Annotated in this window: 20 protein-coding genes and 1 pseudogene; 14 read left to right on the top strand and 7 right to left on the bottom strand. The window is 51.9% G+C overall.

Features of this window, described 5'->3' with window-relative positions:
• Positions 1-29: 29 nt before the first annotated feature.
• The 3 genes from DDY07_RS02385 to DDY07_RS02375 all read right to left on the bottom strand — a co-directional run bounded on the left by DDY07_RS02385 (position 30) and on the right by DDY07_RS02375 (position 1,681).
• A complete protein-coding gene (locus DDY07_RS02385; protein WP_171694670.1) occupies positions 30-317 on the bottom strand; it encodes a type II toxin-antitoxin system RelE/ParE family toxin in 288 nt (95 codons plus the stop codon).
• Positions 310-522: a hypothetical protein gene (locus tag DDY07_RS02380; RefSeq protein ID WP_171694669.1), complete on the bottom strand. Its 213-nt coding sequence runs from the start codon at positions 520-522 to the stop codon at positions 310-312. The genes DDY07_RS02385 and DDY07_RS02380 overlap by 8 nt, the downstream gene beginning before the upstream one ends.
• A 289-nt stretch (positions 523-811) precedes the next feature.
• A complete protein-coding gene (locus DDY07_RS02375; RefSeq protein ID WP_171694668.1) occupies positions 812-1,681 on the bottom strand; it encodes a DUF5677 domain-containing protein in 870 nt (289 codons plus the stop codon).
• Between the two features lie 215 nt (positions 1,682-1,896).
• Here DDY07_RS02375 and DDY07_RS02370 point away from each other — a divergent pair, with 215 nt between their 5' ends.
• Both DDY07_RS02370 and dctA read left to right on the top strand, forming a co-directional pair.
• Positions 1,897-2,478 (top strand): hypothetical protein, encoded by a 582-nt coding sequence (locus tag DDY07_RS02370; RefSeq protein WP_171694667.1) that lies wholly within the window; start codon positions 1,897-1,899, stop codon positions 2,476-2,478.
• 226 nt (positions 2,479-2,704) lie between these two features.
• Positions 2,705-4,015 (top strand): C4-dicarboxylate transporter DctA, encoded by a 1,311-nt coding sequence (gene dctA, locus DDY07_RS02365; protein WP_171694666.1) that lies wholly within the window; start codon positions 2,705-2,707, stop codon positions 4,013-4,015.
• Here the strand turns inward: dctA and DDY07_RS02360 are convergent.
• Positions 3,998-5,353, bottom strand: a complete 1,356-nt coding sequence (locus DDY07_RS02360; protein WP_171694665.1) for a type VI secretion system contractile sheath large subunit — start codon at positions 5,351-5,353, stop codon at positions 3,998-4,000. The two genes, dctA and DDY07_RS02360, sit on opposite strands and share 18 nt — an antisense overlap.
• A gap of 121 nt (positions 5,354-5,474) precedes the next feature.
• Between DDY07_RS02360 and putA the strand changes: the two genes are divergently transcribed.
• The 9 genes from putA (at position 5,475) to DDY07_RS02315 (ending at position 19,945) form a co-directional block, all read left to right on the top strand.
• Entirely contained in the window at positions 5,475-8,555 is a 3,081-nt protein-coding gene (gene putA / locus DDY07_RS02355) for a bifunctional proline dehydrogenase/L-glutamate gamma-semialdehyde dehydrogenase PutA (protein WP_171694664.1), read from the top strand.
• 176 nt (positions 8,556-8,731) lie between these two features.
• Positions 8,732-11,797, top strand: coding sequence for a hypothetical protein (locus DDY07_RS02350; RefSeq protein ID WP_171694663.1), 3,066 nt, complete (start codon positions 8,732-8,734; stop codon positions 11,795-11,797).
• Positions 11,798-11,962: 165 nt separating this feature from the next.
• A complete protein-coding gene (locus DDY07_RS02345; RefSeq protein ID WP_033157303.1) occupies positions 11,963-12,757 on the top strand; it encodes a ParB N-terminal domain-containing protein in 795 nt (264 codons plus the stop codon).
• A 149-nt stretch (positions 12,758-12,906) separates the two neighbouring features.
• Positions 12,907-13,953 (top strand): alpha/beta hydrolase, encoded by a 1,047-nt coding sequence (locus tag DDY07_RS02340; RefSeq protein WP_253734386.1) that lies wholly within the window; start codon positions 12,907-12,909, stop codon positions 13,951-13,953.
• A 126-nt stretch (positions 13,954-14,079) separates the two neighbouring features.
• On the top strand, positions 14,080-14,856 hold the full coding sequence (locus DDY07_RS02335; protein ID WP_171694662.1) for an exodeoxyribonuclease III: 777 nt from the start codon (positions 14,080-14,082) through the stop codon (positions 14,854-14,856).
• A gap of 561 nt (positions 14,857-15,417) precedes the next feature.
• Positions 15,418-16,473, top strand: coding sequence for a nitrogen regulation protein NR(II) (gene glnL / locus DDY07_RS02330; protein WP_171694661.1), 1,056 nt, complete (start codon positions 15,418-15,420; stop codon positions 16,471-16,473).
• A complete protein-coding gene (gene ntrC / locus DDY07_RS02325; protein ID WP_171694660.1) occupies positions 16,460-17,881 on the top strand; it encodes a nitrogen regulation protein NR(I) in 1,422 nt (473 codons plus the stop codon). Before glnL ends, ntrC begins: the two co-directional genes overlap by 14 nt.
• Positions 17,882-18,051: 170 nt before the next feature.
• Positions 18,052-19,419 carry a hypothetical protein gene (locus DDY07_RS02320; protein WP_171694659.1) on the top strand — a complete coding sequence of 456 codons (1,368 nt, stop codon included), beginning with the start codon at positions 18,052-18,054 and terminating at the stop codon, positions 19,417-19,419.
• Between the two features lie 25 nt (positions 19,420-19,444).
• Entirely contained in the window at positions 19,445-19,945 is a 501-nt protein-coding gene (locus DDY07_RS02315) for a hypothetical protein (protein WP_171694658.1), read from the top strand.
• Here the strand turns inward: DDY07_RS02315 and DDY07_RS02310 are convergent.
• Positions 19,931-20,746 (bottom strand): DUF2066 domain-containing protein, encoded by an 816-nt coding sequence (locus tag DDY07_RS02310; protein WP_253734385.1) that lies wholly within the window; start codon positions 20,744-20,746, stop codon positions 19,931-19,933. The genes DDY07_RS02315 and DDY07_RS02310 overlap by 15 nt on opposite strands.
• Positions 20,747-20,842: 96 nt before the next feature.
• On the opposite strand from DDY07_RS02310, the gene purM reads away from it, so the two are divergent.
• Positions 20,843-21,886, top strand: a complete 1,044-nt coding sequence (purM, locus tag DDY07_RS02305) for a phosphoribosylformylglycinamidine cyclo-ligase (RefSeq protein ID WP_171694656.1) — start codon at positions 20,843-20,845, stop codon at positions 21,884-21,886.
• Positions 21,887-22,071: 185 nt separating this feature from the next.
• Here the strand turns inward: purM and DDY07_RS02300 are convergent, their stop codons facing one another.
• The gene (locus tag DDY07_RS02300) at positions 22,072-22,797 is read right to left on the bottom strand and encodes a PEP-CTERM sorting domain-containing protein (RefSeq protein WP_171694655.1); all 726 of its coding nucleotides are present in this window, start codon (positions 22,795-22,797) and stop codon (positions 22,072-22,074) included.
• A gap of 145 nt (positions 22,798-22,942) precedes the next feature.
• Complete coding sequence (locus DDY07_RS02295; RefSeq protein ID WP_171694654.1) at positions 22,943-24,385, bottom strand: alkaline phosphatase PhoX; 1,443 nt, start codon at positions 24,383-24,385, stop codon at positions 22,943-22,945.
• Positions 24,386-24,566: 181 nt separating this feature from the next.
• On the opposite strand from DDY07_RS02295, the pseudogene DDY07_RS02290 reads away from it, so the two are divergent.
• Both DDY07_RS02290 and DDY07_RS02285 read left to right on the top strand, forming a co-directional pair.
• Positions 24,567-24,662: pseudogene (locus DDY07_RS02290) on the top strand (JAB domain-containing protein); the annotation flags it as partial.
• A 19-nt stretch (positions 24,663-24,681) separates the two neighbouring features.
• The gene (locus DDY07_RS02285) at positions 24,682-25,344 is read left to right on the top strand and encodes a hypothetical protein (protein WP_171694653.1); all 663 of its coding nucleotides are present in this window, start codon (positions 24,682-24,684) and stop codon (positions 25,342-25,344) included.
• Positions 25,345-25,580: the final 236 nt, after the last annotated feature.

Genomic DNA, 25,580 nt, shown 5'->3' with positions numbered 1-25,580 from the left:
ACGACCATTTGCAAAAAATCAATCGGCGTTCAAGGTTGATTCTCGCGGTACACGGTTAATATCTCAATGGCATCGCCGTTTAAACGGTAAACAAAGCTGTATTGTTGATAGACCACCCGGCGAATGTTGTCGCCAAACTCCGGCATCTGCGTACCCGACTCGGGAAACAGCACCAGCAGGGTGTTCAGCCAATCTTCAAAACGTTGCAAATACTCCAACACAAAGCGCTGCGACAAGTTTTGCCGATAAAGATAGTCCGCAATTTCCGCCAAACGCTGCTGGGCGCGCGGCGAAAAAACAATGCGGTACTCACTCATATTTCCGGCGAATGTCCTGCATCACCAGTTGCAACGGCAGGCCCTCGCCGGCATCCAATTCAGTAATCGAGACACCGATGTCTTGCTTGATTTTACGCTGCTGTACAAACTCGGCGAAGGCACTGGTAATGGACTGCTGATTAGTGCCAAACAACTGGTGCAAGCTGGCTTCCAGCTCAGGGTTATCGATTTCGATGTTTAACATGATGAATTCCAGAGATTTAGTTAGCTTGTAATTTTCCAGACCTCTTTAAGTACAAAGCCGGCCAAGTCTGTAAAGCATAACGCCAAACCATTGCATAGCCAATTCTGAACGTAGGTCGGATGGGTTGTTCAAACCGCTCCAAAGGTTTTGCCAAACTTCCACATATTTTCGAAACATTCAGTATGGGTTTACAAACTCCGTTGTGCTCAGCGTTGCGATACCACTCCCACCAAGTCATATGGGGTAACGCTTGAGTAGCAGTGCTAGCACATCACACCGCGAACCGTCCTTATTTGACATTGTTAAGTTCTTCTTCATACTCTACTTTTGTGAAATTCTGTCCTGCCTTTCTCAATTCATCGAAGAGAATTTGGTAGCGTTCTTCAATGTTATGAATGACATCAGTTTTCTGATTGCAAAACTTCAGAAGCCAAAATAGTCTTAGCTTAGAGAATGTACAGAGATCTGAAACAATTCTGGCACAGTGCGCTAGCTTCACCGCAAACTGCTCATCTTGATTGCGGCCATATCGTTCCCAAACCATACCAACGCCATCACCGTCTTTATGAATCAGGTGACTACTCATGCCATAACCATGTGCAAGATGTACTAATAAGCGCAGCCCTTTGGATTGACTTACGCTAAAGCTTTTAGTTATTTCGGAAAATGACCACTTTTGTTCAAGCTTGTTTCTATCTGCCCGGTTGGTTCCATTTCTTAATGAATCTATTTCCTGTTCAGTTAAGAGGAGTTTTTTAAAGGGAATCCATTCTGGATCATCCGGGTTCGGCACTTCGTTCAAAAAATTTGATGCCCGCTCGTGATGCTTTATAGCCATATAATTTGGGAGCTGCTCCCAATACTCATATGCTTTGATCTGTATATCAGAGGATTTTCCGTCCATGAGAAAGACATACTTAATTGTCCCTTCCATGACAGATCTATTGATAATATCAGCATCCCACTCCTTAGCCTCTCTAATCAAAAGCAACGAGCTTTCACTACTCAAATGACAATCAATAAATAAATGCGAGCTAACAAATCTAACATATGCATCCATACCTCCATACTGCTTATCCAGGTATGGTTTGGCTATATCAAAGCAATCGCCGATAAAATGACTCGAAAGCCCCGCCCAAGTAGCTAGTATCTTCTGCATCAATTGTCTACTTCAAAAGGAGTTGGTTAATTAACAGGTTGGCAAAAACTTTTCACGTTACTGTAAGTTTTGCCGATCACCACGAAGTCTGGACCTATCGCAGAGAAAGATTTCCGTAAAATACTCTGCTCCGTCTCGCCGAGCATAATTTTACGGACAATCCATCAAGCCGGCTATGTCACAATTGCCCCAATAAACCGACACGGAGCCAAACTATGCGCCAATTTCTATTAATCATCATGGCACTGCTTGCGCTGAGCGGCTGCGCATCGGAATCCTGCGAGAAAGATGTGGTGGGCATCCTCAACCCCAATCAAACCAGCGCGAAATTGCTGATGGATTACGCCAAAACCGCCGTCTGTAAGACGGATTCAACGGGCACGGCAAAGCCTACAACTGTAGACGAAGAACGCAAGCTGGTGTTGATTTACGATTTGTATGTTAAAGCCAGGAGTTATGCGATTTTAAATAAAGTGTTTTTCTGGCTGTCGCTGATTTCGGCGGTGGCGGTATTTTTGTGGCCTTCGCTGGGGGTGTTGTTGAAAGACCGGCTGGGCGAGCGCGAATGGTATAAATCGGCGATTGTGCAAACCACCGTTACCGGCATCGCGGCGTTGATGTTTGCGTTTTACAGCCAATACAAAGACAAGCAAACCTACACGGAAAATCTAATGCGCTACGCGGTGTTTTCCGATAAGCCGGTAGATGAATTGAGCCAGAAAGTGATCGAGGAAATCGGCAAAATCGATATTGGCTTTAGCTTCAGCGGGGTGTTTGACAAGAAGGAAGACAAATAACTGGAAGGCGCTAACAGTTGCTTTATCTAAGTCAAAAAGATTCCAGCAGCCTTTTACTGCATTAATAGAGTCCACCATAGCCTTGTGGTTTAAGTTGGCGACGAACGATTCGCTACCATCGTAAGACGGGCTGTTGGCCTCGTAACTTATCCTTGCCATACGCGCAGCTTTTAACCGATAGTGCGCTCAACACCCGCGCTACATTCTAAGAGCCACGCGCTAAACCATGAACTCGGAAAACGTCAGCAAACCGCCATCGTCACAAGCAGCCAGCCCCTCCGCCCGGCTTTATCTATGGGTTCTATTGGCTATCGTTGCCGGCGGCCTGTTCGGTTACCTGGACGCCGAACACGCTATCTCGCTCAAACCCATAGGAGACGGCTTTATCAGCCTGATCAAGATGCTGATAGGCCCGGTGGTGTTTTGCACTATTGTGCTGGGCATCGCCGGTGCCGACGATATGAAAAAGGCTGGCCGGGTGGGCGTCAAAGCCTTGCTGTATTTTGAGATTGTCTCGACTTTCGCGCTGGCGCTGGGTGTGATGGTGGCCAATCTGCTCAAGCCCGGCCAAGGCTTTAATGTCGATCCGGCCACGCTGGATGCGCAGGCGGTGTCCGGCTATGTGAAACAAGCCAGCCAGCAAAGCACCGCCGACTTTTTGCTGCACATCATCCCTAAAACCTTTACCGACGCCTTCACCGGTTCCGGCGATTTGCTGCAAGTGTTACTGGTGGCGGTGTTGTTTGGGTTTGCCTTGCAGCAAATGGGCAGCGCCGGCAGATCGGTGTATGTGTTTATCGAAGAATGCTCGCACATCTTTTTTGCGATGATGAGCGTGATCATGAAGCTGGCGCCGTTCGGGGCCGGCGCGGCGATGGCGTTTACCATCGGCAAATACGGCGTCGCGGCATTGAAACCGCTGGCCGCGCTGATGGGTAGCTTTTATCTGACCTGCGCGTTGTTTATCGTCTTGATACTGGGCAGCATAGCCGCGCTGACCGGCTTCAATATTTTTCGACTGCTGCGTTATATCAAGGAAGAAATGTTGCTGGTTCTGGGCACTTCTTCGTCGGAATCGGCGCTGGTGCCGCTGATGAATAAGCTGGAAAAACTGGGCTGCTCGCGTTCGGTGGTGGGCTTGGTGATACCGTCCGGCTACTCGTTCAATCTGGACGGTACCAATATTTATCTGACCATGGCCGCTCTATTCGTTGCCCAGGCCTTGAACGTCGATTTAAGCCTATCGCAGCAATTGACCTTGCTAATGGTAGCGATGCTGACCAGCAAAGGCGCGTCCGGTGTCACCGGCGCCGGCTTTATCACCTTGGCGGCTACACTGGCGGTAGTGCCGGCGGTACCGGTCGCGGCACTTTCGCTGATCCTGGGCATAGACCGCTTTATGTCGGAAGCGCGGGCCTTGACCAATATCGTCGGCAATGCGGTAGCGACGATAGTGGTGTCGCATTCGGAAGGCGAGCTGGATAGGGAAAAGATGCGGGCACAGCTTGGTCAAAACCGATCAAGCCAGGGTGTCTAACCCCAGTAAGCGCAGCCCTTGCCGTTGCCGATAGCTGACTACCGGCATGATGTTTTGCGCCAATAGATTATTCGCCTGCACTTCGTTCAACACCACTTCCGTCGCCGGCTGCAATACCTGCTCGCCGTCCAGTTCGTAGCTAAACGCCGGCACATCGGCAAAAAAGAATTGCTCCGCGGTGGCGTCATCCTGGGCAGCTCTCAACAACACCCTGGCCGCTAAAAAGGCCGAATTTCCCCACAACAACTCGTCGGTCTGCGGGATATTACTACACTCTTCAAACGCCAAGCTCTCCAGTGGATCGCGTTTGCTGCCATAAGGTAAACGCATCAGCACGCGGGGATAGGTCAAGATCACACTATCGGCCTGGATCTGTTGGCGATATGCTAGCCAATCCGACGGATTCTGCAATGCCTCGACCACCAAACCGTTCCCTGCGCCCGCCAGAAAACCCGCCCCGCATTTAGCGGCTAAATCCGCACAATAACCGAGCAAGGCTTTGTCGTCCGCATTATCGGCAAACAGATAATCGGCCACGATCAACACATCCTGCTCGCCGTCACCGGTTTGAATATGTTGCTGCAAACGCTGAACCACGCTCTCGCCGCCTTTTTCCAACTCCGCCAACAATTGGGCTTGGCTAATATCCAGCAAATAGAGTTGTTGCGCGTCGGCGGCTTCTTCATGCACCAACTCATACGTCGCCCGCCACAAAGCTTCCAACGCTTGAAAATCCTGCCGGTGTAACAGGGCTTTCACAAACTGTGCGGTGGCGGCGTCGATCACATCGATTAAAACCCGATGCTGCGGATTAGCGTCCTTGGCGACATGCGGCTCCACAATCTGTTTCAACAAACTATCCAAGGAATCGGATGCCGCGACCGCGCCTTCCGGTTTTTTCCCCAGCAGGCGTTCCAGCATATCCTCCTGGCTTTCCGTTGCCAATGCGGGGGCGGCTGGTTCGCTGGCGCTTATCGAGGGAAAAAAGGCCTGAATTTTCGCCGCCGCCTGCGCGGCGGTATTGGGGTTGCCCAGTTCCGATTTTAAAGTCCGCAAATCGGCCAGCAGCTTGATTTTCCCCAACCAGGCATCGGGATGAAAATCCTCCAGCGCCGGAAATTGCAGCGTGATGCCCGAACTGACTTCCAGTGTCGGTGTAACTTGCGCCTGCACTTGCTCAAAGTTATCGACATCGATTTTGCGGATTTTGCTTTGCTCCCAAGGCACGGCGGCACCGGAAAAATTGCCGAAAATATAAACCCGGTAGCTACTGTCGCCGCCGGCCTTGGCCGTTTTTCCGGCGTTAACACCCATCGTAAAATCAATTCTGCCTGACATATAACCTCCTCGCGTTCAGCGCGTTAGCATCAACAGTAGCAGAGCAAACCCGGTCCAACAAGCCAGCCGGTTTTTCCGGATAGCGGTATGCTTATGGGTGTCAGTCCAACAGGTGATAGCCATGAGCAACGCCAACCGTTTAGCCAAACTGCGCCGGCGCATCAATCAAGCATTTACCCAAGCAGAGCCGCAAGCCATCGCCAGCCTGATCGCCAGGTTGGGAGATTACGATAGCCAGGCAATATGCGCGTGTTCGCAAGCCTTGATAGAAGCGGTACGCGCCAAACACAAACAGCCCGGCATTTTCGAAGCCTTCTTGCACGAATACAGCCTGAACAGCGATGAAGGCATCGTGTTGATGAGCATCGCCGAAGCCCTGCTGCGGATTCCGGACAGCGACACGCAAAACCTGTTCTTGCGCGACAAACTCGCCGATGCCGATTGGTATAGCCACTGGCTGCATAGCGATTCGTTGTCGGTTAACCTGGCAAGCGGTGCGTTATGGATGAGCGGCAAAATGGAAGAACTGGTTCGGCAGCGGGTTGTCGATGGATTATTAAGCCGTCTGGGCGAGCCGCTGATCCGCACGGCGATCAAGCAAGCCATGCAGCATATGGCCGAACATTTCGTCATCGCCGAAAACATAAACGCGGCTATCGAACGAGCCGGCCGCAATCCGGCCTACCGCTATTCTTTCGATATGCTCGGCGAAGCAGCCCTGACCGAAGAGGACGCGGAACGCTATTTCGCGGCCTATCGCCGCGCCATTGAATCTCTAGCCGAATCAGCGAACGCCGAGTTATTCGCCAATCCCGACATTTCCATCAAGCTGTCGGCGTTATATCCGCGTTATGAGCCATTTCAGCAGCGTTATGCGGTGCCGGTAATCAGCGACAAGCTGTTGGCTTTGACCAAGCTGGCCCGCGAGGCGAATATTTCCGTGACTGTCGATGCGGAAGAAGCCGAACGGCTGGATATGTCTTTGGATATTTTCGCGGCGGTGTTTAACGATCCGGCGCTGGCCTCTTGGCCTGGTTTTGGTCTGGCGGTGCAGGCTTATCAAAAACGCGCGTTGGCGGTGATCGATTGGCTGGCGGCATTGGCCGAATCGCGGCAGCGCATCATTCCCATTCGCTTGGTAAAAGGCGCGTACTGGGATAGCGAGATCAAACGCGCCCAGGAAAACGGCTGGGACGACTACCCGGTGTTCACCCGCAAGCCTGCCACCGACTTGTCCTATCTGGCTTGCGCTCGGCTGATCCTGTCAAAGCCTCAGGCTTTTTATCCGCAATTTGCCACCCACAACGCCCATAGCGTGGCGGCGATTGGCGAGCTCGGCAAAGGCCACCCCGGGTTTGAATTCCAGCGTCTGCATGGCATGGGGAGCGCTTTGTATGATGAATTGCTCAATCAACGCCCGATCAATTGCCGCGTCTATGCGCCGGTCGGCAGTTACCGGGATTTGCTGCCGTATCTAGTCAGACGCTTGCTGGAGAACGGTGCGAATACCTCGTTTATCAATCAAATCGAAAATCCGGCGATTAGCGCCGCCATGCTATCCGCCGATCCATTGGTCCAGCTAGACAAGGTGGAATCTAAACCGCTTGCGGTTCCCGCTGAGTTATTCGGCGCGCAACGCCGGAATTCGGAGGGGCTGAATTTGAGCGATCCCGAAGTGTTACAGCAGTTGCAACAGGAATTGGCTGCCATGTCGGGCCAGACTTGGCAAGCCGCACCATTGATTGCTGGTCAACAAATGCGTGGCGAACCGCATCCGGTTTATAGCCCGCACGACCAACACAGCCTAGTTGGCGAGGTGGTGTTCAGTTCCGCAAATGATATAGAACAAGCCTTGCAACAAGCCACGCGCGCGTTCGATGACTGGCGTTTATGCCCGGTTGCAACCCGCGCCGGGTATCTGCAAAAAGCGGCGGATTTATTGGAACAGCAGCGCCTGGAATTGGTGGCGCTGTGCATACGCGAAGGCGGCCGAACCGTGCGCGATGCGCTGGCGGAAGTCAGAGAAGCGGTCGATCTATGCCGGTATTACTCGGCCTGCGCAGTCGAACAATTTGCGCAACCACTCCGCTTACCGGGTCCAACCGGTGAAGACAATCAATTATTTAGTGTCGGGCGCGGCGTGTTTGTCTGCATCAGTCCGTGGAATTTTCCGATTGCGATTTTCATCGGCCAAATCGCCGCCGCGTTGGTGGCCGGCAATACGGTGATCACGAAACCGGCGCTACAAACATCATTAACGGCCATGGCCTGTTTGCGCCTGTTGCATAGCGCCGGCGTCCCGGAACAGGTACTGCAGTTTTTGCCGGGCGACGGCGCCGAGATTGGTCGGCACTTGTTGATCGACGAGCGCGTCGCCGGCGTGGCGTTTACCGGTTCCAGTGCCACCGCCCATCTGATCAAACGGCAACTGGCGAGTCGTAACGGCGCCATCGCCACGCTTATTGCCGAAACCGGCGGGCAAAACGCGATGATCGCCGACAGCTCGGCGCATCAGGAACAGCTGGTCGCAGACGCAATGCAATCGGCGTTTAACAGCGCCGGCCAACGCTGCTCGGCGTTACGGGTGTTGTTTCTACCCGAGGCTATCGCCGACAGCGTCATTGCCCGCTTGATCGGCGCGATGCGCTTGCTGCGGGTCGGTTCACCGCTGGATATTGCCACCGACGTCGGCCCTATTATCGATCAACGCGCGTTAGCCGCCCTGCAACAGCACATCGAGAAGCTTGAACACGACGCCAAGCTGTTATATCAACTGCCCTTGACCGACGATCTAACAAACGGCTGTTTTTTTCCACCGACGTTAGCGGAAATACCGGCCCTATCCTTCCTTGACCACGAAGTGTTCGGCCCCATCCTGCATATTGCCCGTTACCCAGCCAACGAGCTGGCAAAAGTGGTCGAGGCCATCAATGCCAGCGGCTACGGCTTGACACTGGGCATTCACAGCCGCATCAACGCCAATATGCACTATATCCAACAGCACACGCGGGTCGGCAATATCTACATCAACCGCAACATGATAGGCGCGGTGGTGGGTGTGCAGCCGTTCGGCGGCATGGGCCTGTCCGGCACCGGGCCGAAAGCCGGCGGCCCCCACTACTTGCAACGCTTCGCCAACGAACAAACCCTGACCACCAACCTCACCGCTATCGGCGGCAATCCTTGGTTGTTGCGAAAATAAACATGGATTTTACGGTCTCGGTTCGCGAAATTTGGAATCCACGCCCTGATCGATAGTGTAATTTTACAAAAAACGTTGTTAGTTTCTGCCTTTGAAGCCGAAAACCTCTAGTGTTAGTCTAGTTGCACAACCGGGTATGCCCCACTACTCTCCATCGCAATCAGAGATTGGCGCTTATGTCTAGAGAAAACAAATCCACAGCGATCTCGCCTAACTTATTAAGCGTGCTATTGATCATTTTGGGCGGCAGCCTGTTCGTAGGCCAAAGCCCTTTCAACGATTCCAGACCCAATAAAGCGTCCTTATCGCAATTGCAACAAGCCGGCTTTAAGTCCGACGTAGACGCGCGCTTGTGGCAAGATCCATTCGAAGCTATCGCCAACCAAAATGTGAATAGTCAGGGGTATCAGCAATATAAAGACCAGAAGGAATTGATAAAAACCCTTCAGTCCCACTTGGAAGACATTCCCGACGGGCGGCAAATCGTCATCGCCACACTAATGCCCAATGGTCATTATCAAGAAGACGTGGAAACCCGGCGCCGTATCCGCTACGCGGTATTATCAGGGTTAATCGGCAATTCCAAACAAGAGTACGGCCCAAGCGACGAGGAGCATATCGGTTACGTCAATTACCTGCTGAACAAATCGAGTACCTTGATCGCATTCGAACATTTGGTTTGGAAAGCCCAACCGATGGCCCGGAGTCCGGAAACGGAGAAACATCCGCCTATTTTGCTGCTATACCTTGACAGCAAAGCCTTCGGCTATGAGCCGCTAAAAGATCTTTTCAAAAATTTGCGCAAACTTTACGAGAAAAACAACAAGCTAGAGCTCAACGTACTGGGACCGGCAACTTCGGACGATCTGCAAGCCATGGCGAGCGAGGCACTGAAAGTTGGCAAGCCCAAGGACGCGCCGTTGTTTCGAATGTATTCGCCCCGAGCAACGGTCGATGAAGGTAAATTAATGTACGGCAACCAAGCGGCAACGGCCCATCAACCGAGCAACTTGGCCGAGCACTTCAAGAATCACCTGTCGTTCCTCCGCACCACGGCGACCGACAGCCAGCTGGCGGGCGCGCTGAGCCAGGAACTGGAACTCCGCGGCGTACGGATCGGCGACCAAGCCGAGCTGGCTAAGCCCACTAAACACGTGGTATTGATCTCCGAAACCGAATCACTGTACGCCTACCATATTGGCACCACATTTGCCGATGCGTTAGTCGAAACCGCCATGAACGCAAAACACTCGTTTGGCGCATGCCGCGACCCCATGATTTCAACAGCGGGTTGCGCGAATTACTTGCAAAAATACGTACACCAATACACCTATTTCCGAGGCTTGGACGGCAAAACCCTGCGCGGCCAAAGTAGTTCCAGCACCGGCAACAAATCCGGCAACAATGATACCAACAGTGCCGCCGAGGCTTCCAAAGCCATGGAGCATGCCGACGGCGACAGTCAGTTTGATTACATGCGCCGGTTAACCGACAGGGTTGAAGAACTGGAACAGGAACTGGAAGACCACGACCAAGCCATAGGTGCCATCGGCATCCTCGGCAGCGATGTCTACGACAAACTACTGGTGCTGCAAGCGCTGCATGCCAAATTTCCGGATGTTTGGTATTTCACAAACGTGATGGATGCCCGACTTCTACACCCGGAGCAAAACGAGTGGGCTCGTAACCTGATTGTTGTCTCGAGTTTCGGTTTGCAATTACCGCCGGCATTACAAACTCGTATCCCGCCGTTCCGCGACAGCTATCAAACTGCATATTTTTTAGCCGCGCAAATGGCCTTGTGGGATTCCAACCATGAGCCCTCCGAAGCGACTGGCGCAGCAACTGCGTGCGATACGACCAAGCGCCAACAATTGCTGGACAGCAAGGTATTCAATCAACCCGCCTTGCATGAAATCGGCCGCAGCAAAGCTTTCCCTCTCAACACGGACACCGGCAAAACCGAACAGCAAGAATGTGATGCCTTAGGGCCTATGGAGACCCTGATACAATCCGGAGGCGATCTCAGCGACACCGCGCCGACACCGGATTCGGCAGCCGCGCAACCGTTTTCAAGATTTCCGCGCCTGACATTGAAAATTTTAATCGGCGCATTCGTATTGATCGGGCTAGGGCTGTATTTTCGGCGCAAAATCAAAATCGCGACTGCCGCCAAACTCCCGGTGAAAGCCGCCGTGCTGCGCCGGCAAAGAGTCTGGTTGCTAACCGCTTTCGCCATTGGCTGCGGACTAGCGGCTTTCGTGCTCAATACCCCACAAAACGAACCATTGGCCTTAATCGAAGGCGTAAGCATGTGGTCGACGGAGGCAATCCGCTTCGCCGCACTGGTTGTCACAGTGTATTGGGTTATCGAAACCGCCAAGTTTCCGCTATTGCTTTGGGAACAGCTGAACTTCAGCGGTAAGTTCGGCGTATCCGCCGACAATCGCTGTTACGCGCATGATAGATATTTGGACAGGCGACTGAAACGAAATATGCATGTTAGGCGAATCAGCATTTTGACATTTTTAGCGTGGATCTTATCGTTTGTGGTGATTTTGTCCTTGGGCGTGCCTTTTACGCCGTATCGCGGCCCTTTCGTCTATTACCTCGATTTAATCCTGCTGAAGGCGATCTTGGTGCCGGCATTCCTGTTTTTGATGATCAGCGTCACCGAGGCAGCGCAAGCGATCATCCAGTTTATCCGCACCATTCCGCGCGCGGCGCCCTGGCCGGCGTCCATGACGAAGGAATACAGCGACACATTGAATATCGATGCAACGTACCTTCAGGACTGGGTGACGATACGTTTGGTCGGCGATATGACGCAACAGACAAGCCGCCTGATCTCGTATCCGCTATTCGCCGCCGCTCTGATGGTTTTGGCGCGCATGAGTTATTTCGATAACTGGCATACGCCGCCCGGTCTGCTGATCGTGATCGGCGTTTGCATCGCATACTTGTTCTATTGCGACTTCCGCCTGAAAGCGTTAGCGGATGAAACCGAGCAAAACGCCATGAAAAACCTGCGCCGATTATCGATAGCCAATCATGGCAAAGTGAAAGATTCATCCCTCGCCGGTAAACTGACCAGCCTCTCCGAGTTGGCGGAACGCTACGCCGAAGGTACCTATAAACCGTTTGTGCAGCGCCCGATTTTTCAGGGCATGCTGCTAATTATCATGGCCGCCGCCATCGGTTATACAGACTACTTATCCATCATGATGAAAGTACTCGGTTAGCCTCGCAAAGCCGTCCACCGTCCGCAGGAGCCGCGTATCGCCAATGCCAAACGATTGAATTTCGTTAGAAAAAATGCGATGGTGGCTGCTTATCTGCCCGGACAAGGGAATAGGCACCAGGCCGACACACCCCGAGGCGGACCCCGCTTTCTCGGAGAATCGAATATGCTAGCCACCAAACGCTATGAATATCTTCCCATCGACCAAATCGAATTTCACCACACCCTCACCAACCACAGAGAACTGGATCGGGCGAAAGTCGCGCATTTGGAAAAAGACATCGTGGTCAATGGCTTGTTCGAACCGTTAGTGGTGTGGGAGCGCAACAACCGCGAATATTATCTGGTCGGCGGCTTTCACCGCATGGAAGCCATTCAAGGTATCCGCCGCGCCAATCCCGGCTATTTCGACAGAGTGGACGTCAGAATCGTCACCGGCGATCCGGACGAGATCAAGGCACTGAATCTGAAGCTGAATTCCGACCGGGTCGATACCCGCATCACCGATTATTTTCAAACGGTGATTTACTTGAACAATGCCAACTGGTCCAGGGAGCGCATCGCCGAATTCTTCGACAAAAGCGTCAGCTGGATTGACGACATCATTCGCTACGCGCCACTGACGACGGAAGCCATGCGCGAAAAACTGGCGGGTGGAGAGCTATCCTGGGCCAGGGCCCGCGACATCTTGCGTAAAGCCTTAAACGCACCGCCCGGCAACGAAAAAGCGATTATCGAAAGCGAACTGTCTCGGCCAGCGCAACCGGCCGCCAAGCCTTTGCCGTTCCGCACGGCCATCAAACACCTATCGAGCGCCGTTAAAGCTGATCCCAAACGCACGTTTAAAGTCAGCACTCAGGATGTTTACGCGCTGGTACTGGCTTTGCGTGGCAAAAATGTCGATCAAGAAGCCATCGAGCGGGTGCGTAAAGCATTTCCCGTATTGTGGGATGATGAATAGTTCGATAACAGGAAACTAGCCATTCCTGAATTGTCATAAAATTGGCCATCCGCTTCAGCTAAGATAAGTTTGACCGGAACAATGCCCCGTTTTGCGCATCACACTCGGGGATATTTTGGGAAATTCAATACTGAAATAATGTGTTAGCGATGAACAATCTTGTTTTGGAAATAGTGAACGCTCGCAAACCCTATCGACAACGCATGCAGCACGCCAGAGCCCTGGCCGGCTTGTTAGTGCTGCTCTCACTGAGCGGCTGCATGCCGATGAGCTATCCGCCCGGCGCCAAAATCAACACCGCACAGCTGGGAGAAAATACATTTCTCACGGAAGACGGCGCAAGTCTGCCGCTACGGCGGTGGCTGCCCGAGGCAGAGCCCAATGCAGTGATCATCGCGCTGCACGGCTTCAACGATTACAGTCACTTTTTCGATGCGCCGGGCAATTATTTCAGCAAACTCGGCATCGCCTGTTTCGCTTACGACCAACGCGGTTTCGGCGCGGCGCCGCAACGCGGTTTGTGGGCCGGCAGTGATGCATACGCGCAGGATTTAAAACAATTAACCCGACTGCTGAAACAGCGCTACCCAAACAAACCGCTTTACCTGCTGGGCGAAAGCATGGGCGGCGCGATTGTGATCACCGCCATGCAGCAGGAAAACATGCCGGACGTCGCCGGCATCATCCTGGCCGCACCGGCGCTATGGGCCAGATCAACCATGCCTTGGTATCAAACCAGTTTGCTGTGGACGCTGGCGCACAGCATGCCCTGGCTGACTTTGACCGGCAGCGGACTGGAAATTTTACCGTCGGATAATATCGATATGTTGCGGGCGATGGGCCGCGATCCGATGGTCATCAAAGCCACCCGGGTGGAAACGGTATATGGCTTAACCAACCTGATGGATGCGGCGTTCGATAGTGCAAACTCGCTAAGGGCTCATACCTTGATGCTGTACGGCGAGAAAGACGAAGTCATCCCCAAAGAACCGACTTACGCTTTCTTGCAGCAAATGCTGACTACCGATACCGCGGAAAAAACCGTTGCCATTTACCAAAATGGTTACCACATGCTGCTCCGCGACCTACAAGCCCCCACCGCCTGGCAGGATATCGTCGCCTGGATCAAATCCGGCCCGAACCAGCTGCCTTCCGGTGCGGACAGCCGCGCCCGGCAATTGTTGAGTAAGGGCTAAAGCCTTTTTTACCGGCAGACGCGCGCGGAGTGTGTCGGCCAAAAGTCAGTAAGCGCTTTTGGGGCGATGGCATCGAAACTGTTAAACTGCGACGCAGTTTATTAACCTATTCCCCAACCAAAGTCCATGCTCCGCATCATCTCCGTCAATCTAAACGGCATTCGGTCGGCAACCAGAAAAGGTTTTTACGACTGGTTAGACACCCAAAATCCAGACTTCGTCTGCCTACAAGAACTTAAAGCCCAGGCCGGCGATATGACAGCCGAGATGCTGACACCGAAAGGCCTGCACGGCTATTTTCATTATGCCGAAAAGAAAGGCTACAGCGGCGTCGGTATCTACAGCAAACAGCCGGCCGATAACGTCATTGAGGGCTTGGGCCATGCGGACATCGATAGCGAAGGCCGCTATCTGGAAGTGCAAGTCGGCAATCTATCGGTCATTTCCCTGTATCTGCCTTCCGGCTCCAGTAGCGAAGAGCGACAAACCGTCAAATACAGCGTGATGGAACGCTTCTATCCGCATCTTGCCGACTTGAAAGCCAGCGGCCGGGAAGTGGTCATTTGCGGCGACTGGAATATCGCCCATACGGAAGCCGATTTGAAAAACTGGCGCGGCAACCAGAAAAACTCCGGGTTTTTACCGGCGGAACGGTCCTGGATGACCCAAATATATGATGAGCTCGGCTGGGTAGATGTTTATCGCAGACTACATCCAGACGCTACCGACGCCTGCTACACGTGGTGGAGCAATCGTGGCCAGGCTTGGGCCAAAAATGTCGGTTGGCGAATCGATTACCAAGTCGCCACGCCGGGTATCGCCAATCGTGCACAGTCAACCAGCATTTTTAAAGAGCAACGCTTCAGCGACCATGCGCCATTGATCGTTGATTACGCAGACTAGCCGCCAATCGACAAACGCACCGAATTAGCGAAGCAGCTATTCGACTGACGCACCAGCCTGGTTACCGATGCCGAAAGGCGCACCAATTCAGATCAAAGTGTGCCATTGCCAGAGATCACCTACCGGTTTATTCACTAGCCTTTCAACCCATGACACCTTCATCTCCGCGGGAACAGCGACCAGAATACACGATGCAAACGGCTTGAATGGGTCACTCTCACCCCGGAACGTCGCTTGATTCAACTCAACCTTTATCGCACCAATATTGTGCAATCATATGACACATAACCGCGTATTCGAGCTGCTGATAGGGTTCCCAAACATTTTAGCCGCCTTAATCGATATTGATCGTATTCCTAAGCATAAGGCTTAAAGCCGGAATAGCGATAAAAATCCCACTCCGCATCCACCCTTGCACTAACATGAACCATCAAATTGGGCTAACGCACTAATATTGTGCATTAGAGCCGTTTTTTATCAGACAAATGAGGCAATAAGGCAACTTTACGCTTGGCGTGCAAATTGCTTGTTCACTACAACTCTTAACACTTAAATTAACCCGTGCACAAAAAGATACTGGATCATTTAAACGAAGCAATCCTGCTGTTCGACAAGGACTTGCGCCTGACCTATATCAATCCCGCCGGCGAAATGCTGCTTGCCGACAGCGCCAAGCATTTGCTCGGCCAAACGGCGCACAAACTGTTCAAAACCGCGCACAACACGCTATTTAACGATTTATTACCGCGCTTGTATTTGCTCGAGCCGCTGGTCGATAGAGAATTAATCCTAGAACGGCTCAGCCAATCGATTACGGTTAACCTCAGCGCCACGCCCTTGCTCGAGGATGGGAAATTAAGCGAAATCCTGATCGAACTGCAACAGGTAGACCGACATTTGCGGATCACCAAAGAAGAACAGTTGCTGGCCCAGCAAAACACCAGCCGCATGCTGGTGCGCGGCCTGGCGCATGAAATCAAGAACCCGCTAGGTGGTTTGCGCGGCGCAGCACAATTGTTGGACCTGGAATTGCAAGATCCTGAATTAAAGGAATATACGCAAATCATTATCGCCGAATCGGACCGCTTGCAGGATCTGATGGACAAAATGCTCGGCCCCAACAAACCTGCGCATAAAAGCCAGCTGAACATTCACGAGGTATTGGAACGGGTCCGACATCTGGTTTCGGTGGAGGCCGCCCACGGCATTATGCTGCATACCAATTACGATCCGAGCATCCCGGAGATCTTCGCCGACAAAAACCAGCTGATCCAGGCCATACTCAATATCGTCCGCAACGCCGTACAAGCCGTGCAAAACCATGGCGTGATTACGATAAAAACCCGGGTGCAGCGGCATATGACTATAGGCCGCAAACGCTACAAGCTGACCGTGAAAATCGACATTATCGATAATGGTCCGGGCATTAAACCCGAGCTGATGGGACAGATTTTTTATCCGATGATCACCGGCCGCGCCGAGGGTACCGGACTTGGCCTGTCGATTGCTCAATCTTTGATCAACCAGCATAACGGCTTGATTGAATGCGAAAGCGAGCCGGGCAATACCGTATTTTCCATCTACCTACCTTTGGAGACGAATCATGCAAATACCTGACAAGGTCTGGATTGTCGATGATGACAAATCCATCCGCTGGGTACTTGAAAAAGCCTTGCAAAAAGCCGGCGTGCATACCCAAAGCTTCGCCAGCGCCAACGAATTGCTGAAATCGCTGCCCGGCGGCCTACCGCAAGTGCTGATCACGGATATTCGCATGCCGGGCATGGACGGCTTCGAGTTGTTGCGGAACATTCAAAACAGTTATCCGGATTTACCGGTGATCGTGATGACCGCGCATTCCGATCTGGAAAGCGCGGTGTCGGCATTTCACGGCGGCGCTTTCGAATACCTGCCCAAACCCTTTGACGTAACCGAAGTGGTCGAAACCGTACAACGCGCCTGCGCGCACAGCAAACAGCGGCAAAGCGACCTTGTGCAAGCACCGCCTACCGTCGAGGAAACCCCGGAGATCATCGGTGAAGCGCCGGCCATGCAGGAAGTGTTTCGGGCAATAGGCCGTCTGGCCCGCTCGCACATCACCGTGTTGATTAATGGCGAATCGGGTACCGGCAAAGAACTGGTCGCCAAAGCCCTGCATCGCCATAGTCCACGCGCCGACCAGCCATTCATTGCCTTGAATATGGCCGCGATCCCCAAAGATTTGATGGAATCGGAACTGTTCGGCCACGAAAAAGGCGCGTTTACCGGCGCCCAAGCCCGGCGCATCGGTCGGTTTGAGCAAGCCAATAACGGCACGCTGTTTCTGGACGAAATCGGCGACATGCCCGCCGAATTGCAAACCCGCTTGCTGCGGGTGCTGGCAGATAACGAGTTTTATCCGGTGGGCGCGCATACCTCAGTGCGAGTCAACGTGCGCATCATTGCCGCCACCCACCAGGATCTAGAAGCGTTGGTGGCGCAAGGCCGGTTTCGCGAAGATTTGTTTCACCGCCTGAACGTGATTCGAATTCATATCCCACCGTTGCGCGAACGCCGGCAGGATATAGGCTTGTTGATGCGGCATTATCTCTATCAAAGCGCGAAGGAACTGAATACCGAAATCAAACTGTTAAAACCGGAAACCGAGGCATTTTTAAGCGGCTTGAGGTGGCCAGGCAACGTGCGGCAATTGGAGAATATCTGCCGCTGGCTGACGGTGATGGCCTCGGGCCGGGAAATTCATCTGGAAGATTTACCGCCGGAACTGACCCACAATAGCGGCGATTCCGCATCCAGCGACACAACACCGGGAGATTGGGAAAGCCAGTTTAAAAGTTGGGTCAAGCAGCAATTATCGACCGGTAAAGTGGACATCGCCAAGCAGGCTATCCCCACCTTGGAAACCCTGTTGATCGAGGCCGCGTTGAATCATACGCATGGCCGCAAACACGAAGCAGCACTATTGTTGGGCTATGGCCGTAATACCTTGACCCGCAAAATCAAGGAGCTGGATATTAGAGAATAAGCGCGGCCGGAAAGCCGCCATTTTCGGCGCAGCTTGGTATTTGCGGCAGCCGTTTGCCGGGGCATTTTGACCGGCAAAAACCGGCAGGTTTTTTATCCGTTTAAATGCCATCGGTGTATACTCCCGCCGTCTGATTAACCTCAATAACAAGCAGAGAAGGTTCATATCTAATGGCGGATAAAACGGTAAGTAAACACCTGAGCAATCTTGAACGGCAGTTCGCGGCGAACGATCCGGTTTTGCAAAAAACCGCCAAGATATTCCAGGACCTGGATGAAATCGAGTTTGAACTGGGGTTGATCGATAACGACGAGACCACCGCACGCAAAACCAGTTGGTGGCCCATCGTCAGCACGCTGGGCGGTTATTCGCCCGCCAAATCAGACTTTGTTAATCGTTACCTGGGCGTGCAACTACACACCGCCCGCCATAAATTCACCGTACTGCAATATACGCCACAAACCAATACCGCGACGCTACCCGGCACCGCACTGGACGCCGACCACCGCTTACCTTTCTATCAAATCAGCCGTCAAATCGATTTGGTCGCCAACGGCGAAGGCAGCAAACTGAACGGCTATCTGGAACTGGTCACGGTCAATAGCAGCAAATTAAAAAACAAACTGTTGATCGACACGCCGGTATTCAATCCCGCCACGGAAAATCCAGTCTCCGGCCTGTTGCGAAAATACGTGATAGGCATCTCCGATTTGGTATTGGTATTTAACGACTTGTTCGAGGCCGATGCCGATTTGATCAAGGACACCCTAGCAGAGATCGTTGCTCACCAGGATGCCAATAAATTCATTTTCGTGATCGATCATTCCGAAATAATGATCGATGCGCTGAAAAGCCAGGAAATCGCCGCATCCTGGCAACGCCGCCTGGCCGAACTGGGCATCCACACCGGCCAATTTATTGTGTTATCGCAATCGGGCGATACTTCGCTGTTCGATCAGCGCTTCAACAACATTTATAACGACCGCTCGTACCGCATACTCGGCACGCTGGAAAACAGCATCCGCGCCATCGACGACACCATTTTTTCGGAAGTGGAAGAAGCGTTAACCACCTGGAAGGACAGATGCAACGCCTCCACCCTCATTGTGCTGGGCTTTATCGTAATGCTGATGTTATTTGCGGAAATTGCGGTGGGGATACTCGAACTACTGATCGACCCGATTATCGGCCCGGCCATCCTCGCGACACTGATTGCCTTATTGACGCCGCTACATATAATCGTCAGCCGCGTGCATGCCAAATTCCTGATCAAGCACTTGCACAAGCGGCAGAAACAATTGAATCTCAGTGAAGACTTGGCGGGTTTGTTTGAAAAAAGCCTGAGTTTCTGGCGAATTTTAATGCCCATCACCGACCCCGTCGGTAAAAACAAGAAAAACCGCAAAAAACTGAACGGTCTCATAGAACAAACCAAAGATCTGGTACAAGCATTGAACGACCAGTTCAGCCACGGTCAGCAACCGGAATATCGCAGCCAATACGACGCATATTCTTATGCCGACTCAGAGGAAAACTGATTAAGTAGCGTGAGCGTGCGTCGTGATGGAAATTTTCAGACATTATTTCCCGCTGTGCTGGTTCAATGTCTCGGTATTGGATCTGCCCAGATCGACGCGCTTTTTTAAAAACAATGCGATTTTTTATTTTATCGCGGTGTTTTTTATTCAATTCAACATGTCGGACGACATTGATTCGGCCTTCGAAGTGCTGCTGGAGACCTTGCTAACGCTGGGCTTTATCGCGCTGGTATTACTGCTGAATAGAACTTTTAACACCTTCATACAAGTCGCGTCGGCTATTTTGTTTTGTGAAAATGTCGTCGCTATCTTTCTGATTCCTATCGTATTTTGGGTGACCATAGCAGAAGATACGCCCAGCTATGCAACCTTGGCGTTGTTTTTGATTTGGGACATGGCGATTATTGCGCGGATATTTAAAGACGTATTGCAGGTTAATACTCCGGCCAGTTTGGTGGTGTCTTTATTCTATTTTCTAACCACTTACGGCGGGGCCTACGGCATCTACAGCTTAGTGGGCGGCTGAGGACTCCGGTTTAACGCCGTAATAATTCGACAGCACATCATAGGCGCCTTGCGCGCCCGCAACCGCTGCCGCTTTCAAAGGTAAACAAGCCCCGCTCCATTGCTTGATCTTGCCATCGAAATAAAACGCCCATTCGCCCTGCCAGCAATCGCCTTTTTTGGCGATGCGACCCGCCATCACGGAGGTCACTTCGTAGCGAGCGGATACTGCCAACAAATTGCGGGAATCAGCTCCTAGCACTTCGCTTAGTGAAATTTTTTGCTGTTCCTCCAAATCCAGCATCGGAAATATCATCGGTACGCCCTTAATTTTGGACGCAAACGCCAATGCACTTTCCAACTCCGGCATGCTGTCAGCGTTGTAAAACCGTCTACCCTCTTCGTCATCGACAACCAGCCACACCAAAGTTTCGGGCCGGATTTCACTCCAGATACCTACCTGGCTTTTGCGCATGACTTCCATCAATTGATCTTCATCAAACTGCACTCTAAGCAAGCGCGCGTCGGTGTCAGGCAGTTCATCGGCGGAAATCAAGGAAAATTGCGATTGCTTGACATAGTTCTGCGCACTGGACAACGCCTGCTGCACTACCAGAATTTTGGAAATATCCTCAGACACCAAGACCCGACTCAAAACGGCATACATGGCCTGTTTGATTGCTTGCGTCCTATCCTCAGCGGATTGACTGTTGGCGATCAGTTCAATCTCATACAAACCTTTTACTTCGACAGCCTCCGTTAACGGGCAATTGCACAACAATCCCCACAGACATAGGCTGAAAAACCCCGATTTACCCTTCATAAAAACTTTGACCACAAGCCTACCCTGACAGTGCATTAATGGGAACTATAGTACAATATCGCCCGTTTCAACCTTAACTTTAACGAGAGACTGACATTGAGCGAACAACAACAAGACCGCCTGAATTATAAAAGCGCGGGCGTCGATATTGAAGCCGGCAACGCTTTGGTCGAGCGCATCAAACCCATCGCGGCCAAAACCCGTAATGCGGGCGTCATGGCCGGTTTAGGCGGCTTCGGTTCGCTGTTCGAATTACCGCTGGATCGTTATAAACAGCCGGTGTTGGTCTCCGGCACCGACGGCGTCGGCACCAAATTAAAGCTGGCGCTGGATTTAAACATCCACAACAGCGTCGGTATCGACCTGGTGGCGATGTGCGTGAATGACATCATCGTGCAAGGCGCAGAACCGCTGTTTTTCCTGGATTATTTCGCCACCGGCAAACTGGAAGTCGATACCGCCGCCAGCGTCATCGAAGGCATAGGCAAAGGCTGCGAACAGTCCGGCGCGGCACTGGTTGGCGGCGAAACCGCGGAAATGCCCGGCATGTATGCCGACGGCGATTACGACTTGGCCGGCTTTTGCGTCGGCATCGTCGAAAAAGATCGCATCATCGACGGCAGCCAAGTCAAAGCCGGCGACAAACTGATCGCCCTCGCCTCGTCCGGCCCGCATTCCAACGGCTATTCCTTAATTCGCAAAATCGTTGCCCGTAGTGGTCTAGCTTGGTCTGATGATGTCAACGGCAAACCACTCGGCGAAACCTTGCTGACTCCAACCCGTATTTACGTCAAGCCCCTACTGGAACTACTGAAAACTGTGCCGGTGCACGCAATGGCCCATATCACCGGCGGCGGCATTACCGAAAACCTGCCGCGCGTGCTGCCCAACGGCCTGAATGCCAGTGTCCAGCTTTCCGCCTGGCGATTGCCGGAGATTTTCGTCTGGCTGCAACAACAAGGCAATGTCGAATTAGCCGACATGCTGGTTACCTTTAATTGCGGCATCGGCATGATAGTCTGCGTCGCGGCAGAAGACGAAGCCGCTACCTTGGAAATATTGGCACAGCAAGGCGAAACCGCGTTCAGCATCGGCGACATAGTCCTCGGCGACGGCAAACCACACGTAATCTACTCCTGACTCTGAAAATATCTCCGCCATGCCTGAAATCCACAGGCATGGCGTTAAAAGATCTTCAGTTTCATCTGCGATCAATTCAACACCAAGAAGGTCATTTCCTGATCAGTGAGTTGCCAACGGCTTTGAAGCAAGCCACCTCATGTCGCCATTCCTAAAGAAATTGCCAATATCTTGAACTACGGTGATTAAGCTTTGCGGCGAACGCCCAAAAAACCTAACAATGCGGAACCGAACAACCAAACTGCGCCAGGGACTGGTACGGCTGCTAACGCAGTGCCTGATACCGTTACCATATCAAAACGCCAGGTGCCGGTAGAACCATAAGTACCGGTTGGAGAAGATGCCGCGTATGTGCTTGTTGAAGGCGCGAATGCCGCTAAGACACGAAAGCCGAAATTAGCATTGTTGGCTACCCCGGCGATACTGCTGAAATCGACTGAACGGCCGTTGAACCAAGTATCGCCTGCCGCGCCGCTAAACAAGGCAAAATCAGTCCAGGTACTACCGTCCGTAGTGTATTGCACTTGCTCATATTTAGAAGACGTATTGCTGTGGCGTAAGTCGTAACTAACCTGAATGTTATTGAAACCCACCGTGCTAACCAGATACCGCGTACCGCGGGTTTTATTGCCGGCACCTTGAGCCGCATAACTGGTGGTATTCCAACCACTGTCATCGCCTATCGCCGGGTCGGATGAACCGCCACTCGCATCGCCGCTAGCAAAAGTTGCTGTGGTGCCTCCTACCAGCGAAGCCGAGCCGCTACCGATGCTAGGGGCGCCTGTGCCGGTACCGGTGGCAGAATCAGCAGGATTCGAGTTGAAATTCCATTGTGTAATTACAGCCGCTTCCGCGCCGGCACTAACAGATAGAACCACTAGCGCGCTAGCCATCATCATTTTTTTGTTCATGTTTGGATTCTCTTAATTATTGGTGGTCAAGAAGACATTTCCGGACTGCTTATCTGGCCCGAAAGACTGCCCATCACAAAAAAGCCCGACATAAAGTCGGGCTTTCGATCAATCAATTTGGGAACACGCCCTGCCCCCTAAGCAATCAGGCTTTACGGCGGCGCAGGCCGATCATGCCGGCAATTGCTGAACCGAACAACCAAACCGCTCCAGGTACCGGTACTGGCGCAGCAGTCAACTCAATGGTGCGATCAATGCCATCAGCTGGATGCTGTACGTTGATATACGCTTTGTTTGGATTGAATTTGTCGAAATACAAACCGGTGCTTTCAGCACCTTGAGTAGTCAAACTGATCCATTTGGAGAGAGACTCGGCAACCCCGTCACGATCTGCATCCTTGGCAAACCATACATCTTCCACACCACCATCTTGATCTTCAACGATGTAGATATTGCCTTCGGCATCAATAGCCAAGTTATCGGCATTTTTGAATTCACCGCCTGCCGCCAAACCAGTCGCCAAATCGATGGTGTTGCTGTCGGCAAACAGTTTGACTTCGCTAGTACCAAGATCAATAGAATAAACGCGGCTGCGGCCGGTGCCTTGGTTGCCGTCGGTGTCTGAATCGGTAGTCGTGAAGTACAAAAACTGGTTACCGTTAGCCAAGTTTTGAATTTCCATGTCTTCAGGGCGATTAAAACCTGTGCCTTTTACAGCGGCATTATCAGCGCTGACGCGGCCGTCGATCGTGCCGTCGCTAAGCTGTGCGGAAATACCGGCTAAAACGCCACCGTTGACATCGGTAATAGCTTCCCATGTTGATGCACCGGTGATAGCAGCACCGGTAGTGCCTTCAAACTGGGCTCCTGCACCGACTTTTAAAGCAAATGTTTGCCCCGCGGCAAAAAAGCTGTCGCCGCTAGTGGCAAATGGATTGGCCGATACGTATTTGTATACAGACCCACCGTTCAATTCATCGACAAAATACAAGTTGTTGTTTTTGTCGAACGCCAAACCTTCGTGAGAAACGCGCGGCAGAATGGAACGTTGGATAAATGTGCCGCCATTCGCCGCCGCAGTGGTGGCATTGGTCACTTCAAACAAACGGCCTTTGCTGCTGCCAGTTCCCCAAGATTCTTCAGCCGTCAAATAGCCGCCCCATGGTGTCCACAAAGAAGCATCGCCGGAAACAAAACCTTGCGTACCTGGCGCCACGATAGTGGTGGTGCGCGAGTTGTAGTCGTTATTCCAAAGATCGATACGTTGCACGCCCGCGGAACCGGTTTCGAACGGCATGAACAAATAACGGCCGGCGTCAGGACCGGTTTCGTTGGCGGCTATCATGTCCCAGCTACCTGAGTTGGAACCTGGCACCAAGGTGTTTTGGGTCTTACGGTCGGCGATGGTTTGTTGAGTAAAATTGGGCGAAGACAATTTATAAGGTGTCGCTGAACCTGGGTTAACAGGAACCGTGTTGCCTGTCATTGGCGTAAAATTGTCGAATTCGGTTGAAGCCGCTTGCGCAGTCAAAGGTGAAACGCCAGCGGTAACAGCTGCGGCAATCAGAGTTAATTTAAAAGCTTTCATAAAAAAGTCATTCCTAAAGCAAAGTCGGTTAATTGTTTTTGGTCTTCCGCAAAAATCTGCCTCACAGAATTTGCAGAAAGAATGTTAACCAGCGCTCAAGAAATTAAAGTTGCAGTTCTGTTAAGTTTTCATGACATGTAATACGCCGCTAGCACCCATTCTGGTGCGACTAAAATCACCTTATCGACTCTTAGCCTTGTTCGATATTCGCACGCTTGACCATTTCATTATTGGCGACGGCGAGCCGTTATCGTTTGCCGAGCGTGGCTTAATCTGAATAAAGCGGAGATGCTGAGATGGCAAAGCCCAAAAAAGACGTTGTTTACTTAGGGTATCGGGGAAGCAAACCGTATAACAACGAGCAAATCATCAAGGCCCTGTATGCTGGCGACCCACCGCCCTATGACCGGGAGCTTTTGTTTGGGTATTTAGCGCGAATTCTTGAAAATCAATCCGAACACGACCCTGAAACTTTCGCCGCTGCCTGTGCTTTGCGTGATGCCTTGGTTGGAGTGGATTTAATGAAACAAGTCGGGATTAAGTGGAAAAAAATCACCGAAAAGGACGAGCGCGAATTGTTACACCACCCTGCGACATCGATTGTTAGGGCGGCATACAATAACGAATTTCCCCACGATGGCAAAAAGCCACGCCAACATGCAGTTGCTGAGCTGGTCAAAATGTTTGGCTATTCAACGCGAAGCGCGGAAACGTTTTTTGACAAGGTAAAAACATCAGCCAAAACCACCGCAAACACTTTTAAAACAATGTTTGAGGCTGGCGGGCTTGAATACAAAGAAAGGAAAACCCTTGAACAGTCAATTGAAAATCAAATCGGGGAAATGCCTACTGGAAGCATTAACACCAGAAAAAACATAGAGCGAGTTATGGAGTTGACCGGCCAAACCTACCGAGACGCACAAGCCATTTACCATAAGACGCGCAACAACAAGCAATAAATAAGCCACCACTACCGAAGCAATATATAGCCATTTTTGCTTGGGTGAAAACTTAGCCCTTAACTCTGATTATGTGACCATCTAAACCAGCCTTTAGGAGGCTTTACGATGGCTAAGACCACCCAACCCAACCAGCCCCAACCAAATGACCCGCTACGCAGCAACGCGGAAGCGGCTGCAATTCTAGGCGTAACCACTGCAACCATGGACGTTTGGCGCTCAACAAAGCGCTATGC

The organism is Methylomonas sp. ZR1 (assembly GCF_013141865.1).
GTDB lineage: Bacteria > Pseudomonadota > Gammaproteobacteria > Methylococcales > Methylomonadaceae > Methylomonas.
This window is presented reverse-complemented; position numbering and strand designations above follow the sequence as displayed.

What these genes read in the sequence shown, in the direction of transcription:
- DDY07_RS02380 (WP_171694669.1), bottom strand. Translation starts at nt 522, where the DNA reads ATGTTAAACATCGAAATCGATAACCCTGAGCTGGAAGCCAGCTTGCAC.
- DDY07_RS02350 (WP_171694663.1), top strand. Translation starts at nt 8,732, where the DNA reads ATGTCTAGAGAAAACAAATCCACAGCGATCTCGCCTAACTTATTAAGC.
- DDY07_RS02360 (WP_171694665.1), bottom strand. Translation starts at nt 5,353, where the DNA reads ATGTCAGGCAGAATTGATTTTACGATGGGTGTTAACGCCGGAAAAACG.
- DDY07_RS02340 (WP_253734386.1), top strand. Translation starts at nt 12,907, where the DNA reads ATGAACAATCTTGTTTTGGAAATAGTGAACGCTCGCAAACCCTATCGA.
- DDY07_RS02320 (WP_171694659.1), top strand. Translation starts at nt 18,052, where the DNA reads ATGGCGGATAAAACGGTAAGTAAACACCTGAGCAATCTTGAACGGCAG.
- DDY07_RS02310 (WP_253734385.1), bottom strand. Translation starts at nt 20,746, where the DNA reads ATGAAGGGTAAATCGGGGTTTTTCAGCCTATGTCTGTGGGGATTGTTG.
- DDY07_RS02385 (WP_171694670.1), bottom strand. Translation starts at nt 317, where the DNA reads ATGAGTGAGTACCGCATTGTTTTTTCGCCGCGCGCCCAGCAGCGTTTG.
- DDY07_RS02335 (WP_171694662.1), top strand. Translation starts at nt 14,080, where the DNA reads ATGCTCCGCATCATCTCCGTCAATCTAAACGGCATTCGGTCGGCAACC.
- dctA (WP_171694666.1), top strand. Translation starts at nt 2,705, where the DNA reads ATGAACTCGGAAAACGTCAGCAAACCGCCATCGTCACAAGCAGCCAGC.
- DDY07_RS02300 (WP_171694655.1), bottom strand. Translation starts at nt 22,797, where the DNA reads ATGAACAAAAAAATGATGATGGCTAGCGCGCTAGTGGTTCTATCTGTT.
- DDY07_RS02295 (WP_171694654.1), bottom strand. Translation starts at nt 24,385, where the DNA reads ATGAAAGCTTTTAAATTAACTCTGATTGCCGCAGCTGTTACCGCTGGC.
- putA (WP_171694664.1), top strand. Translation starts at nt 5,475, where the DNA reads ATGAGCAACGCCAACCGTTTAGCCAAACTGCGCCGGCGCATCAATCAA.
- DDY07_RS02375 (WP_171694668.1), bottom strand. Translation starts at nt 1,681, where the DNA reads ATGCAGAAGATACTAGCTACTTGGGCGGGGCTTTCGAGTCATTTTATC.
- ntrC (WP_171694660.1), top strand. Translation starts at nt 16,460, where the DNA reads ATGCAAATACCTGACAAGGTCTGGATTGTCGATGATGACAAATCCATC.
- DDY07_RS02345 (WP_033157303.1), top strand. Translation starts at nt 11,963, where the DNA reads ATGCTAGCCACCAAACGCTATGAATATCTTCCCATCGACCAAATCGAA.
- DDY07_RS02315 (WP_171694658.1), top strand. Translation starts at nt 19,445, where the DNA reads ATGGAAATTTTCAGACATTATTTCCCGCTGTGCTGGTTCAATGTCTCG.
- DDY07_RS02370 (WP_171694667.1), top strand. Translation starts at nt 1,897, where the DNA reads ATGCGCCAATTTCTATTAATCATCATGGCACTGCTTGCGCTGAGCGGC.
- DDY07_RS02285 (WP_171694653.1), top strand. Translation starts at nt 24,682, where the DNA reads ATGGCAAAGCCCAAAAAAGACGTTGTTTACTTAGGGTATCGGGGAAGC.